Source organism: Streptomyces sp. NPDC001514 (assembly GCF_053597075.1).
Genome location: NZ_JBSFHO010000002.1, coordinates 100606 through 113594 on the forward strand (window position 1 = coordinate 100606; position 12989 = coordinate 113594).

The 12989-nt window shown below is 71.4% G+C and carries 13 protein-coding genes; 5 read left to right on the forward strand and 8 right to left on the reverse strand.

Annotated elements, in window-relative coordinates; genetic code table 11:
* Positions 1-5: 5 nt before the first annotated feature.
* The 3 genes from ACWCXB_RS03150 to ACWCXB_RS03160 form a co-directional block, all read right to left on the reverse strand.
* The gene (locus ACWCXB_RS03150) at positions 6-1658 is read right to left on the reverse strand and encodes a sodium/solute symporter (RefSeq protein WP_450718414.1); all 1653 of its coding nucleotides are present in this window, start codon (positions 1656-1658) and stop codon (positions 6-8) included.
* Entirely contained in the window at positions 1655-1837 is a 183-nt protein-coding gene (locus ACWCXB_RS03155; protein ID WP_450718416.1) for a hypothetical protein, read from the reverse strand. Before ACWCXB_RS03155 ends, ACWCXB_RS03150 begins: the two co-directional genes overlap by 4 nt.
* Positions 1838-2789: 952 nt before the next feature.
* Positions 2790-3356 (reverse strand): hypothetical protein, encoded by a 567-nt coding sequence (locus ACWCXB_RS03160; RefSeq protein ID WP_450718418.1) that lies wholly within the window; start codon positions 3354-3356, stop codon positions 2790-2792.
* 160 nt (positions 3357-3516) lie between these two features.
* Here ACWCXB_RS03160 and ACWCXB_RS03165 point away from each other — a divergent pair, with 160 nt between their 5' ends.
* Positions 3517-4263: a hypothetical protein gene (locus tag ACWCXB_RS03165; RefSeq protein WP_450718420.1), complete on the forward strand. Its 747-nt coding sequence runs from the start codon at positions 3517-3519 to the stop codon at positions 4261-4263.
* Between the two features lie 81 nt (positions 4264-4344).
* Here ACWCXB_RS03165 and ACWCXB_RS03170 read toward each other — a convergent pair whose 3' ends face one another.
* Positions 4345-6810: an outer membrane protein assembly factor BamB family protein gene (locus ACWCXB_RS03170; protein ID WP_450718422.1), complete on the reverse strand. Its 2466-nt coding sequence runs from the start codon at positions 6808-6810 to the stop codon at positions 4345-4347.
* A gap of 132 nt (positions 6811-6942) precedes the next feature.
* On the reverse strand, positions 6943-7725 hold the full coding sequence (locus ACWCXB_RS03175) for a VOC family protein (protein WP_450718424.1): 783 nt from the start codon (positions 7723-7725) through the stop codon (positions 6943-6945).
* A 251-nt stretch (positions 7726-7976) separates the two neighbouring features.
* Here ACWCXB_RS03175 and ACWCXB_RS03180 point away from each other — a divergent pair, with 251 nt between their 5' ends.
* Positions 7977-8624 carry a TetR family transcriptional regulator gene (locus ACWCXB_RS03180; protein WP_351226939.1) on the forward strand — a complete coding sequence of 216 codons (648 nt, stop codon included), beginning with the start codon at positions 7977-7979 and terminating at the stop codon, positions 8622-8624.
* A gap of 161 nt (positions 8625-8785) precedes the next feature.
* Here the strand turns inward: ACWCXB_RS03180 and ACWCXB_RS03185 are convergent, their stop codons facing one another.
* The 3 genes from ACWCXB_RS03185 to ACWCXB_RS03195 all read right to left on the reverse strand — a co-directional run bounded on the left by ACWCXB_RS03185 (position 8786) and on the right by ACWCXB_RS03195 (position 10906).
* Positions 8786-9262, reverse strand: a complete 477-nt coding sequence (locus ACWCXB_RS03185) for a nitroreductase family deazaflavin-dependent oxidoreductase (RefSeq protein WP_450718426.1) — start codon at positions 9260-9262, stop codon at positions 8786-8788.
* The gene (locus tag ACWCXB_RS03190) at positions 9262-10467 is read right to left on the reverse strand and encodes an acyl-CoA dehydrogenase family protein (RefSeq protein WP_450718428.1); all 1206 of its coding nucleotides are present in this window, start codon (positions 10465-10467) and stop codon (positions 9262-9264) included. Before ACWCXB_RS03190 ends, ACWCXB_RS03185 begins: the two co-directional genes overlap by 1 nt.
* Positions 10468-10534: 67 nt before the next feature.
* Positions 10535-10906, reverse strand: a complete 372-nt coding sequence (locus ACWCXB_RS03195) for an iron chaperone (protein WP_450718430.1) — start codon at positions 10904-10906, stop codon at positions 10535-10537.
* Positions 10907-11037: 131 nt separating this feature from the next.
* Here ACWCXB_RS03195 and ACWCXB_RS03200 point away from each other — a divergent pair, with 131 nt between their 5' ends.
* The 3 genes from ACWCXB_RS03200 (at position 11038) to ACWCXB_RS03210 (ending at position 12981) form a co-directional block, all read left to right on the forward strand.
* On the forward strand, positions 11038-12222 hold the full coding sequence (locus ACWCXB_RS03200; RefSeq protein WP_450718432.1) for a thiolase C-terminal domain-containing protein: 1185 nt from the start codon (positions 11038-11040) through the stop codon (positions 12220-12222).
* Between the two features lie 13 nt (positions 12223-12235).
* The gene (locus ACWCXB_RS03205) at positions 12236-12373 is read left to right on the forward strand and encodes a hypothetical protein (protein WP_450718434.1); all 138 of its coding nucleotides are present in this window, start codon (positions 12236-12238) and stop codon (positions 12371-12373) included.
* A 182-nt stretch (positions 12374-12555) separates the two neighbouring features.
* Positions 12556-12981: a pyridoxamine 5'-phosphate oxidase family protein gene (locus ACWCXB_RS03210; protein ID WP_450718436.1), complete on the forward strand. Its 426-nt coding sequence runs from the start codon at positions 12556-12558 to the stop codon at positions 12979-12981.
* The last annotated feature ends 8 nt before the right edge of the window (positions 12982-12989 follow it).

Here is a 12989-nt window from a genome sequence, read left to right on the forward strand (position 1 = left end):
TGACGTTACGTGGCCCAGTCGTGCTCCGTGACCTGAGGCTCCCGTCGACTGCTCGGCTGTCCCGGACCTCCTTGCCCTCCCTTCCTTCCTTGCCTTCCCGCGATGCTGCCCAGCCAGCCGAGCAGGAAGGCGGTGGGCATCGATACGAGGACGACCGTCTGGAGCGGGAACCAGTCCAGGTGCCGGTCCGGGAAGAGCGCCAGGGGGGAGCCGGAGAAGACGGGGCTGGAAATCTGCAGTCCGACGGCGGAGACCAGGCCTCCGTACAGCGTCCAGAGCAGCCCTGTTCGGGTGTAGCCGCTCCAGAAGAGGGAGTACACCAGTGCCGGAAGCAGGCAGGAGGCCGCCACGGCCAGGGAGACCACCGTCAGGAACAGGACGTTCCAGCCCTGGACCCAGACCGCCAGCACGATGCTCAGTGCACCGACCCCGATGGACGCCAGGCGGGCGGCGGCCACCTCCCGACTCTCCGTCGTGCGCCCACGACGCAGCACCTTCGTGTACAGGTCGTGGGCGACCGCCCCTGCAGCGGCCAGGGTGATGCTCCCCACGGCGGCCAGCGTGGTGAGGAACACCGCGCAGGACACCAGGACGACGAGAAGTGCCCCGTTCGTGTGGGTGGACGAACCGCCCGCCAGTTCGCCCGTGAGCAGCAGCAGGGCGGTGTTGCCTCCAGGGTCCGCGGCCATGATCGTGCGTGCGCCGATCAACGCGGCGGCCGCGAAGCCCATAAGGGCCGTGGCGAGGCAGAAAACGCCGACGATGGTGATGGTGTGGCGCACCGTGCGGCGCGCGGTGGCGGCGTCGGGTGCGGTGCTCAGTTGCATGGCCACGTGTGGCAGGCACGCCACTCCCAGCACGATGGTGATCATCAGGCCGATGAAGTCGAGCGTGCCCTCGGATGCGGTGCTGGCGGCGTAGCGGAGGCCGGGACGCATATAGCCGGCGGGCCGGCCGCTGCCCTGTCCGGCGGCGTCGATCAGGGCATCTGCGCTCCAGTGAAAACGGTGGAGCAGCACAGCTGCCACCGTCAGGGCCGCGCCGAGCAGCACCACCGTTTTGATCACCTGAATGACGATCGTGCCGCGCATGCCGCCGAACACCGTGGCGCAGACGACCAGTGCGCCGATCATGACGATGGCTGTCTTCTCGGCGCCGGGCCCGGTCATTCCCAGCAGTGCCGTGGTGGTCGCGCCGGCGCCGGAAAGCTGTACGACCAGACAGGGCACGCACGCGCTCAAGGTCACGAGGGCGGTCGCGATCCTCGCCCCCGGCCCCGGAGCCCGCAGGGCGAACGTGTCGCCCAGGGTGTAACCGGCGTGCTCACGCAGGGGGCGCGCCAGCAGGAGGAGCACGCCGAGTGACAGCACCGTGCACAGGGCGATGAACAGACCGTCGTAGCCGAAGATCGCGACACTTCCCGTGGTGCCGAGCACCGTGGCCGCGGGCAGGTAGACGCCGGCCAGGACAAGGGCCCCGCGCAGTGGCTTCAGCCTGCGGCCCGCTGTGTAGAAGTCGTTGACCCGGTCCCTCTCGGGGGCGCTGAGGACGCAGATGAACAGGATGGGGACGATGAGCGTCAGAAAGCCCACCAGGACGAAGGCCTGCGTGTCACTGTCCAGGGCGCCGGACGCGGCGAGCAGGATCCGCGGAGTCATCTGCTCTCCTCCCCGTCCTCCTGAGGAGCCGGGCGTCCGCCCGCGCGGCGGTCGTACCGCGCCGCCGTCCACACCAGCAGGGAGCCCTGGAAGAGCATGGCCAGCACGCCGATGCTGGTCTCTCCCCAGACACGGGTGGCCATCAACTCGGCTGCGGAGCAGGCGAGCAGCACGTGCATGGCGAAGGCCGATCCGTTGACCCGGGCGAAGGACGCACCTGGGCGGTGAGGCCGTGGACGATGATGAAGGCGCGGGGCGTGCGGGTAGGCCATGGCGGTCTCCGGAAGTTGTCAGGCGGCCCAGAAGGGTCGGGCGTGGCTGATGGCGGCGTGTCTTGTGTGACTCGGCAGGAGTGGCCGCCCGGCTCTTCGGGGCGCCAGGGCTCCCTCAGAGTGGGTGGGATCGCAGCGGTGGCAGGTCAAGGCCGCGGCGCGGCCGTTCAGGTCAGAGGTCAGTGCCGCTCCGGGCGTGACGGGCGACTATGGCGGGTTGACGACTCCTGGCGGACGGGACAATAACGGAACTGGCAGTCACGTATCTAGAGGGGCGACTGTCAAATGAACGGTGCATCCAGGGCGGTTGGGGTTACTGACGTGCTGCTGAGAGTCGGCCGTCGAAGGTGATGTCGAAGGCGTTCAGCGCGGTCTTCCTCGCAGGCTCGGCACCGTCGCACGCAGGGTGACCAGCGAGGACGTATCCGCGGTCGGCATCAGGCTTACAAAGCTGTGGTCCCCAGCATGAGAACGCTCATCCCCTGGGCGTCTCCGCTCCGTCACCGCTGCAGCCACTTCACCGCTGTTGAGCGGGAGATGACTCAACAGGCCTTACCCAGGAGAGCAGACGGTTCTTCGCGGTGTCGGCCAAGAGTCAGCAGGGAGCCATTCGGGGAGCCACAGCTCCCCATGGATCAGGCGTGCGCGCTCTGCTTCGTTCCTGAGGCCCTACCAGCCACTACCGCGACCGCAACACGGTTGAGCGTGCCATCAACAGGAATGAAGGACTGCGAGGCATCGCCGCCTCCCGCTACGGCAAAACGCCCGAGGGCTACCTGGCCGGACTCCATCTCCGCGCAGCGACCATCTGGATCGGCAGCCTCCTGCAAGCTCGTTGATCGCAACTGAAGGCAGGCCCCTAGGAGAGCTTGGCGGTGCGGGTCGCGCTGACGACCTTGCAGTCCCGGGAATCGGTGCCCTTGCCGGAGCCGGCGTAGGGGGCGCTCGCCTCCCTGTCGTACCACTGGCCCGCCGCGACCGTCACATCGTCGATCTTCGCGACGAGCGGTACCTTTGGGTCGTCCCCCTGGAAATGCACCGTGATGTCGTAGGTCTGGTCCACGTCGGTCCTGTTGTGGATCATGAGCTGGCCCCTGACGTTGACCGCTGCGGGGTCGATGGAGCAGTAGTTGATCTCCACTTCACCCAGGGCGGTGTCCACCGGGCCGGTCGGGCCGCTGTACGTGGGAGCGTCCGTGACGTCACTGCCGCCGGAGACCGATCCGCCGCCGCTCGTGCCGATGTCGAGGTCGTCGTCATCGTCATCATCGGAGTGGTGGCTGCCCCCGATGCTGCTGCCTCCGCTGCTGGAGCTGCTGGAACCGGAGCTGTGGTTGTTGTCGCAGCCCCCGCCGCGCGAACCGCGGGCGCCGGTCAGCGCGATCAGGGCGATGCCGAAAACGGCGATCGCACGGACATGGCGCATCTTCACGATTCAACCCCCCGTTGAAAGTGCGAGTGTGGCGAGAAACAGACCCTGTTTGACGGGCGCACGACACCATACAGCTGGACGCAACCGCTCAGGAGCAAGCAGGTCGCGCACCCGGACCACCGGGCGTAGCGTCTGCTGCGAGAGGAGGCCGGGAATGGTGCGCAACGTCATCGGCTCGGTGCTCGCTCTCGCCGGAGCGACGGCCGCCGTCCTGAGCCCCTTCCGTGCCTGGTACGACGGCCGTCACGGCAGCGACTACCGCATCGACGACCTGTTCCGGGGGATCACCGACGCGGAGGCGACGGTGGGGACGTCGATCCTGCTGCCGTTCGCGTTCGCGGCGCTGGTGACCCTGGTGGGGGTGATGCTGCGGTCGCGGTGGCTGGTGGCGCTGGCCGGGCTGATCGTGCTCGGCTTCACGATCCTGTGGATGGTGCGCCAGGGGCAGGCCGCGGGCAGTCTGACGGTCGGCGGTGACGGACCGGTCCTCGGTGACGGGGTCGCGAACGCGCTCGGGGGCGGTGTACTCCTGCTGCTGGGTTCCGTGGTGATGAGCGGGCGCGCCCCGAGGCTGGAACCGGCCGAGGAGCCCGAGCCGGCGTATCCGCCGTCCGCGTATCCGACGTCCGCGTATCCGACGGCGCCGTATCCGCCTGCCGGCGCGGAGCCGTACGAGCCGTACGAGCCGTACGGCTGGGCGCCGGGGCCCGGGGACACACAACCGCTGCCGACGAACCCGCCCGGCCCGACGGACCCCACGGCACCGCGCCGCCCGCGCCGGGACCCGTACGGAGCGGGTCCGCCCCAGGACCCGTTCCGTGACGACCCGTATGGCGGCGATCCGTTCGGCAACGATCCGTTCGGCAACGATCCGTTCGGCAACGACAGACGGCAGCGGTAGGGGCTTCGTCCCCGGCCCGGGACGTGCCCGGCACCGCCCGGCCGGCCCGCATGTCCCCGAAAAGGCGGAGCCGCTCCGGCGTCAGCGGGGCGCCGGTGTGCCCCGGCCCGTCGCCGTGCCCTTGACCGCGTCCAGCGCGTAGACGCAGCGGTCCTTGGAGCAGGCGTACACGACACCGTTCCGCGCCACCGGCGAGCCGGTGATCTCGCCGCCGGTCGCCAGCTTCCAGCGCAGCTGTCCCCCGCTCGCGTCCAGCGTGTAGAGCACATGGTCGGCGGAGCCGAAGTGGACCCGGCCGTCCGCGACGACGGGAGTGCCGATGACCTCTCCCCCGGCCGCGAACCGCCACTTGGGCGTGCCGGTGACCGCGTCCAGTGTGTACAGCGCGCTGCCGCTGCCGACATGGACGTTGCCGTCGGCGACGAGGACCGGCTCGATCGACTGGCGGGACTCGGTGGCGATGCGCCAGCGGTCCTTGCCGGTCGTGGCGTCGAGTGCGTACACGGTGCCGAGGTAGTCGGCGAGATACACGCCGCCTCCGGTCACGGCGGGGCCTGGGGCGTACGCCGGCGGCGAGAGGAAGACCGCGGGTGCCTCGAAGTGCCAGCGCACATGGCCGCCGGCGGTGTCGACGCAGAGCACTCGGGTGCCGGCCGCGATGTACGTACACCCGTCCGGCGCCTGGTTGACGCGGACCGGTACGCCGCCGCAGGAGGCGGCGTCGCCGACCGGGTAGGACCAGCGTTCCGCGCCGGTGCGGGCGTCGAGGGCCTGGAGCCGGGCGTTGCGCCATACGTAGACGGTGTCGTCGAACAGCGCGGGCCCGGCCTCGGGGGTCTCGAAGTCGGTCTGGACGCCGGTGATCTCCCACAGCTTCTCGCCGTTGGACGCCTCCCAGCCCTGGGCGCCGCCGCCGCGGGTGCCGGTGACGACGGTGCCGCGGGCGGCCTGGAGGGAGTAGACCCAGGCGTCGGTCCCCAGCCGCCAGCGCTCGCTGCCGTCCTTGGCGTCGAGGGCGTACAGCGTGGGTCCGTCGGACGCGTGGATACGGCCTCCGGTGACGGCCATCACCCAGGCCACGTCCCGGGTCTTGAACTGGCGGCGGCCGCTGGCCACGTCCAGGGCGTGCACCTCGAAGGAGGTGACGTAGAGCAGATCGCCGTCCACGACCGGGGTGCCCCAGACGTCGTTCGACATCCGGAACCGCCAGGGCCGCCAGCGCCCCGGGCCGCCGTCGGCGCCCGGCGCGGGCGCGGGGACGGGCGGTGCAGCGTGGGCGGTGGGGGCTGTGGGGGCGGGCAGGGCGCTGGTGGCCGCCTCGTGGCCGCCGGGCGCGCGGACCCAGCCGGTGGCGGGGCCCGCGTCGGCGGCGACGGATCCGCGGGCGTCTGCGACACGTGGACCCGGGCCGATCGGGACCTTGGCGCCGGCGAGGCGCACGGGGCCGTCGGGTACGGGCTGCGGGGCGGCGGGGGCGCCGTCCGGGCGGGCCTGTCCGGTGCGGGGGTCGTTGCCGCCGCGCCAGGCCGCGTCCCAATCGGGCACGGCGTCGGGCGCACGGTCCGGTCTGGGGGGCGCAGGGGGCGTCTCGGGCCGGCGCCCACCGGCACCGGCGCCCGCCCCGGCACCGCCGCCCGCACCCGTGCTCGGCAGCCGTCCTCCGCGCCGCTGCTCGATCATCGACACGGCCCTGCCGGGCAACCACGCCGACGCCGTACCGCTGTCGTCGCTGCCGGACGAGAAGAGGTGGGGCGCGAGCTGTGCCTGCAGGTCCTCGGGGCTGGGCCGCAGCCCGGCCTCCATCTGCATGCAGGACTCGATGAGTGGCCGCAGCTCGTCCGGCAGCCCCGCCAGGTCGGGGCCTTCGCGCAGCAGCATGAACACGGTCTCGACGGGGTTGGCACCGTGGAAGGGGGCGTGCCCGGTCGCCGCGAAGACGAGGGTGGAGCCGAGCGAGAAGACATCGCTCGCGCCGGTCACGCTGCGCGAGTCGCGGGCCTGCTCGGGCGACATGTAGGCGGGGGTGCCGACGGCGACGTTCGTCATGGTCAGCCGGGTGTTGGACACCCCGGACGCGATACCGAAGTCGATCACGCGGGGTCCGTCCTCGACGACGAGGACGTTCGACGGCTTCAGGTCGCGGTGGACGAGCCCGGCGCCATGGATGGACTGCAGGGCCTCGGCGATTCCGGCGGCGAGCCAGCGCACCGCCTGGGCCGGGAGCGGCCCGCACTCGTTCACTATTTCCTCGAGCGAGGGCGCGGGCACGTACGCGGTGGCGAGCCACGGCACGGCGGCGCGCGGGTCGGCGTCCACGACGGCCGCGGTGTAGAAGCCGGAGACGGCTCGCGCCGCCTCGACCTCGCGCGTGAAGCGGACGCGGAACAGCTGGTCCTCGGCGAGCTCCGTGCGCACCGTCTTGATCGCCACGCGCCGGCCGGACGCCGACCGTGCGAGATAGACCAGCCCCATGCCGCCGGCGCCGAGCCGTCCCAGCACCTCGAAGGGGCCGATCCGCCTCGGGTCGTGCTGCGTCAGCTGCTCCACTTCGCCTGCCACCTCCCCGTAGGGGCCATGTAGTACGGCCCCGTCGCCCCTGATTGTTCCTGCCGGAGGTCCTGGTTGCGAACCCGGGGGCGTTCCGGGGTGTCTCGGGTTATTTTGACGGCTCGGCGAGGACTATTTCGACGGTTCGGCAAGGACGGCGAAGGCGGCTCCCTGGTTGTCCGTCAGGACCGCCATCCGTCCGTACGGAATGTCGAAGGGCGGTGCCGTGACCCGGCCGCCGAGGTCGGTCACCGTTTCCACCGTCCCGTCGCAGTCCGCCACGGAGAAGTAGACGAGGAAGTGTGCGGGCATCTCGGCCGGGAACGCGTCGGTGATCACGCTGCGGCCGCCGATCGCGGTGTCCTCACCCGGTTCGGTGCCGGCCGGCGACCACATCAGATAGTCGACGCTCTCGTCGGGCAGCGTGGTGCCCTGGAAGCCGAAGACATCGGCGTAGAAGCGGTCGACGGCCTCCTTCTCCCTCGTGTAGACCTCGGTCCAGCAGAACGAGCCCGGCTTGCCCTGGACCTCGAAGCCCGCCTGCTCCCCCTTCTGCCAGAGCCCGAACACGGCGCCGCCGGGGTCCGCGGCCAGTGCCATGGTGCCGAAGCGGCCCACCGGCATCGGGGCCGTGATCACCTGGCCGCCGGCCTTTCCGATCCTGTCGGCGGTCCTGGCGACGTCGTCGGTGGCGAAGTAGACGCCCCAGGTCGTGGGCATGCGGCCGTCCCGTTTGGGCACGAGGGCGGCGACGAGCTTTCCGTCGAGGAAAGCCTCGGTGTAGTGGCCGTACCGCTCACTGGCTTCCTGGCCGTACGTCCAGCCGAACAGGTCGCCGTAGAAGCGCTTGCCCGCTGCGAGATCGGGCAGCTGGGCGTCCACCCAGCAGGGCATGCCCTCCGTGAATGCGGCCATGGCCTGACCCCTTCCTGCGCTGCCTTGCACTGCCTGCGCTGCCTGCGCTCCGTACCTCCCGTACGCGGAGTGTGACGCCAGTCACAGTCAAGCGGAGAGCGGGGCGCGCCGCACGCAGGAGGGGGTGATCGTTGAGTTGTCCACCGAAGTTATCCACAGGCTGTTGATAACACTATTAGCCCACACGAAGGACGCACCCCATTTGCAGTCGGCCGAATCGCGCGCCGATCACCCCTCGGTAAGCTGACGGCATGACAGGACAAGTACGCACTGTCGACGGCCGTGTGGCCGGTCGACGCGGCCAGGCGACGCGGCAGAAGCTGCTCGACTGCCTCAGCGAGATGCTCAGCTCCTCGCCGTACCGGGACGTCAAGGTCATCGACGTGGCCCGCAAGGCGGGTACCTCACCCGCGACCTTCTACCAGTACTTCCCGGACGTCGAGGGCGCGGTCCTCGAGATCGCCGAGGAAATGGCCAACGAGGGCGCCGGGTTGACCGCCCTGGTGTCCGGCCGCTCCTGGGTCGGCAAGGCCGGCTGGCAGACCGCCGAGGAGCTCGTCGAGGGCTTCCTCGACTTCTGGCGCAAGCACGACGCGATCCTGCGCGTCGTGGACCTCGGCGCGGCCGAGGGGGACAAACGGTTCTACAAGATCCGTATGAAGATCCTGAACTCGGTCACCAACTCCCTCACGGAGTCGGTGAAGGAGCTCCAGTCCAAGGGCAAGGTCGACAAGGACGTGAGCCCGGCGGCGATGGCCGGCTCATTGGTCGCGATGCTCGCGGCGGTGGCCTCGCACCAGAAGGGCTTCCAGACCTGGGGTGTGAAGCAGGCCGAACTGAAGCCGAATCTGGCGCTGTTGGTGCATCTGGGCATCACGGGCAAGAAGCCCACGAAGTAGCGACCGGACCGCGATCACGGGCGCGCCCACGCCAGTCCTGTCACACAGGCGCGCCCGCATTCCGGCCACACGTCAGCCCGTCCGGCGTTCGAGGACGACGGACGCACCGGCTCACCCGACGGCGCCGGCCACGCCTGCCTCCGCCCCGCCGGGTGCGGAGCTCATCCGCGCCGCGTCAGCCGGAACAGTCTGATCTCGCGCTCCACCCTCGCCTGGTACGTCGCGTACGGCGGCCAGAAGGCGAGCACGGCCCGCCACGCCTCCTCCCGCTGCGCTCCGGTGAGGAGTTCCGCGTGTACGGGGATGTCCTCGCCCTTCCAGCTGACCTCCGCGTCGGAGTGCTTGAGGAGGTTCGCCGTCCACGCCGGATGGCCCTCGCGCCCGAAGTTGGAGCCGATCAGTATCCAGGTGCCGGTTCCCTCCTCCGGCATGCAGGCGAGCGGCGTGCGGCGTGGCAGCCCCGATCGCGCTCCTCGCGCGGTGAGGACGACTCCGGGCAGCATCTGGGCGCTGAGCAGGACCTTTCCTCGGGTGAGGCGGTGGAAGGCCCGGTCCATGGCCGGGATGAAATGTGGGGCGATCTTCGCGAAGGCGCGGCTCGAGGACACCTTCTGCACCAGGCGGACTCCGGGGGGCATCAGACGGCCACCGCCTCTGGGGTGAGCGGGTCCCCGACGCTGCCCGTGAAGAGGCCCGCCGACTCCGCCGCGCGGGCGCGCAGCCGGTGGACCGGGCCGAAGAGCAGCTCGTCGGAGGCCGCCCGCTTGAAGTACAGATGCGCTTCGTGCTCCCACGTGAAGCCGATGCCGCCGTGCAACTGGATGGCCTCGCCGGTGACGGTCCGGAGCGCTTCGAGGCACTGGGCGAGGGCCAGGGGGCCCGCGTCCGGGTCCCACGCCGCGTAGTAGGCGGCCGAGCGTGCCGCCTGGACCCGTACGTACAGATCGGCCAGGCGGTGCTTGACCGCCTGGAACGAGCCGATGGGCCGGCCGAACTGCTCGCGCCCCTTCACGTGCCCGACGGTGCGGTCGAGGGCGGACGCGGCCGCGCCGACGGCCTCGGCCGCGAGCAGCGCGGCGGCGGTCCGGCCTGCGGCGGCGAGTGCGGCAGGCACGTCCGCGTCCGCGTCGTCGCCCAGCAGGTCGGCGTGTGTGTCGCGGAGTTCGACGCGGGCCTGGGGCCGGGTCGTGTCGAGGGTCGTCCAGCGGGTGCGGGCCAGGCCCGCCGCATCGGCGGCCCGGACGAGGAAGAGCAGGGTGCGGCCCCGCGCGAAGCCGCCGGTGTGTGCGGCGACGAGGAGCAGCCCGGCGCTGTGGCCGTCCAGGACCTGCTCGGCCTCTCCGTACAGCAGCCAGCCGCCGCCCCCGAGCGCGGGCCTCGCCTGTACGCCGCCGGCCCGGCCGCCTCCCGCCCAGGTCCCGTCCGCGTTGTCCCCGGTGAGCCCGAGCGCCGTGGCGAGGTTTCCGCCGGGTACGGCGAGGGCGGCGGTGAGCGATCCGTCGGCGATGCGTGGCAGCAGGGCGGCGCGCTGCTCCTCGCTGCCGAGCGCGGTGATCAGCGGCGCGGCCAGCCCGGCGGTGGCGAACAGCGGCGACGGCACCAGCGCCCGCCCGGCCTCCTCGAAGGCGAGCGCGAGCTCCACGGTGCCGCCGCCGACGCCTCCGTACGTCTCGGGCAGCGCGAGCCCGGGCAGTCCGAGCTCGTCGGCGAGCCGCGCCCACAGCACGGGGTCGTACCCGGGCCCGGGGTCGCCGGGGGCGGGTCCCGGAGGCGCTCCCCGGGACAGCGCGGCGCGCAGGGTGCGGCGGATGGCGGACTGTTCAGGGGTGAAGGCGGCGTCCATGGGCTCCCCTCCGTAACTGACGGGGCGTCATGTTAGGCGCGGGGGCCCCAGAAACACAGAGCCCCGCTCAGCAGACTTCGCCGGGCCCGGCCGCGGTCGCCTTCAGCAGATCCCGTACGAGATCGAAGTCGACCTGCTCGGTGCGCCGGAAGCGCAGGCAGCCCCTGCCCATGTCCTGGTCGGCGAGCCGACCCTCGAAGCCTTCCCGCACGTCCGGGCGCATCAGATAGAAGGAGATGTACTGCTTCTGGTTGGCGAAGGCGATCTCGGGCTCGCCGCCCGGGCGACGGTAGGCGGGCATGCCGTACGCCATCACCTCCTCGTAGCCGTCGAGCTCGGTGCGGCACAGCTCGCGGATGCGGACGAGGACCGTCAGCCGGTCGGGCTCCACCACCTCCGCGAGGTAGCCGCCGACGTCTTCCGCAGTGGATCGGGGCATGCTGCGAGCGTACCGCCGGGGCAGCGCTCCTGGAGCGCCGCAGACTCCGGCCGCCGCACGCGGGCACAGGCCCTGGCCGCCGCACGCGGGCACCGTCCCCGGCCACCCGAATCTGATGTACCGTCAGATTCATGCCTGCCACCCAGCGCACCGCTCGCAGACCCCGCAAGGTCGCCGTCGTCGGCATATCGCTCTCGGACTGCGGCCGCGTCGACGGCCCCACCCCCTACGCCCTGCACGCCCAGGCCGCCCGCCGCGCCCTCGCCGACTCCGGGCTCGACCGCGGGGTCGTCGACGGCCTCGCATCGGCCGGTCTCGGCACGCTCGCCCCGGTGGAGGTGGCCGAGTACCTCGGCCTGCGGCCCCGCTGGGTGGACTCCACCGCCGTCGGCGGCGCCACCTGGGAGGTGATGGCCGCGCACGCCGCGGATGCCATCGCCGCGGGCCACGCCAACGCCGTCCTGCTCGTCTACGGATCCACCGCCCGCGCCGACATCCGCGCCGGGCGCCGCACCTCGAACCTCTCCTTCGGCGGGCGGGGGCCGCTGCAGTTCGAGGTGCCGTACGGGCACACGCTGATCGCCAAGTACGCCATGGCCGCCCGCCGCCATATGCACGAGTACGGCACCACCCTGGAGCAGCTCGCCGAGGTCGCCGTCCAGGCGCGGGCGAACGCGTCGCACAACTTCGAGGCGATGTTCCGCGAGCCGATCACCGTGGACGAGGTCCTGGGCGGCCCGGTGATCGCCGACCCGTTCACCAAGCTGCACTGCTGCATCCGCAGCGACGGCGGCTGCGCGGTGCTGCTGGCGGCCGAGGAGTACGTACCGGACACGGCGAAGGCCCCGGTGTGGATCCTCGGCACGGGCGAGCACGTCTCGCACACCACGATGTCGGAGTGGGAGGACTTCACGGTCTCCCCGGCGGCGGTCAGCGGGCGGCTGGCCTTCGAGCGGGCGGGGGTGGGCCCGCAGGACATCGACATCGCCGAGATCTACGACGCCTTCACGTACATGACGCTCGTGACGCTGGAGGACCTCGGTTTCTGCGCGAAGGGCGAGGGCGGGGCGTTCGTCGAGAAGGGCCGGCTGCGGCTGGACGGGGAGCTGCCCGTGAACACCGACGGCGGGGGGCTCTCCGCCTGCCATCCGGGGATGCGCGGGCTTTTCCTACTGGTCGAGGCAGTGCGGCAGCTGCGCGGCGAGGCGGGCGGGCACCAGGTACGGCGGGCGGACGGGAGCGTTCCGGAGCTGGCGGTGGCATCGGGCACGGGGGGCTGGTTCTGCTCGTCGGGGACGGTGGTGCTGGGCCGCTGAGCGGCCCAGCACCATGGGCAGCTCAGTCGATGCGACGGACTGGCTGCCCCGTGAGACGGGCGACGGTTTCGAAGCCGCCGTCCTGATGGAGAACCGTGAGCTTGTGATGCCTGGCAGTCACGGCGACAAGGAGATCGACCGGGCGGCCTGACGCCGCCGAGCGGACGAGCCTCACCGCGTAGGCGGAGCGCCGCGCGCGTCCACGGCTCCCGCGGCCCGCCCTACGGCACAGTGAGGACCGACGACTACCGGCGCACCCGGGCGTAGCGCGCCTGCGCGTGCCCGGGGATCCGAGGCCCCGCGAACCCGTGGGACCGCGCGAAGGAGACTCCGATGGCCCTGACCCGTGAAGAGTGCGAGCAGTTCCTGGCACAGCCGCATTACGCCGCGCTGGCGGTGGCGGCCGGTGCGGAGCGGGGACCGCTCACCGTGCCGATCTGGTACCAGTACGAGCCGGGCGGCGAGGTCTGGATCATGACCGGTGCGGATTCCCGCAAGTACGAGCTCATCAGCGCGGCGGGGCGGTTCTCGCTGCTGGTCGACCAGATCGAACCCACCATCCGGTACGTCTCCGTCGAGGGCCCGATGACGCGCACGGCCCCCGGGACCCACGAGCTGCTCCGGGAGATCTCGGCCCGCTACCTCCCGGCGGAGAAGGTCGACGGCTACGTCGACTTCGCCGAGAAGAACCACGGCGAGCAGGTGGTGATCCACATGCGGCCCGAGCGGTGGCTCTCGGCGGACCTGGGCAGTCTGTGAACCTGTGA

Excerpts from the sequence above, each read along its gene's own strand:
- ACWCXB_RS03185 (WP_450718426.1), bottom strand. The coding sequence starts at position 9,262 with ATGCCCCCCGGAGTCCGCCTGGTGCAGAAGGTGTCCTCGAGCCGCGCC.
- ACWCXB_RS03150 (WP_450718414.1), bottom strand. The coding sequence starts at position 1,658 with ATGACTCCGCGGATCCTGCTCGCCGCGTCCGGCGCCCTGGACAGTGAC.
- ACWCXB_RS03180 (WP_351226939.1), top strand. The coding sequence starts at position 7,977 with ATGACAGGACAAGTACGCACTGTCGACGGCCGTGTGGCCGGTCGACGC.
- ACWCXB_RS03200 (WP_450718432.1), top strand. The coding sequence starts at position 11,038 with ATGCCTGCCACCCAGCGCACCGCTCGCAGACCCCGCAAGGTCGCCGTC.
- ACWCXB_RS03205 (WP_450718434.1), top strand. The coding sequence starts at position 12,236 with ATGGGCAGCTCAGTCGATGCGACGGACTGGCTGCCCCGTGAGACGGGC.
- ACWCXB_RS03155 (WP_450718416.1), bottom strand. The coding sequence starts at position 1,837 with ATGCACGTGCTGCTCGCCTGCTCCGCAGCCGAGTTGATGGCCACCCGT.
- ACWCXB_RS03195 (WP_450718430.1), bottom strand. The coding sequence starts at position 10,906 with ATGCCCCGATCCACTGCGGAAGACGTCGGCGGCTACCTCGCGGAGGTG.
- ACWCXB_RS03160 (WP_450718418.1), bottom strand. The coding sequence starts at position 3,356 with ATGCGCCATGTCCGTGCGATCGCCGTTTTCGGCATCGCCCTGATCGCG.
- ACWCXB_RS03165 (WP_450718420.1), top strand. The coding sequence starts at position 3,517 with ATGGTGCGCAACGTCATCGGCTCGGTGCTCGCTCTCGCCGGAGCGACG.
- ACWCXB_RS03210 (WP_450718436.1), top strand. The coding sequence starts at position 12,556 with ATGGCCCTGACCCGTGAAGAGTGCGAGCAGTTCCTGGCACAGCCGCAT.
- ACWCXB_RS03175 (WP_450718424.1), bottom strand. The coding sequence starts at position 7,725 with ATGGCCGCATTCACGGAGGGCATGCCCTGCTGGGTGGACGCCCAGCTG.
- ACWCXB_RS03190 (WP_450718428.1), bottom strand. The coding sequence starts at position 10,467 with ATGGACGCCGCCTTCACCCCTGAACAGTCCGCCATCCGCCGCACCCTG.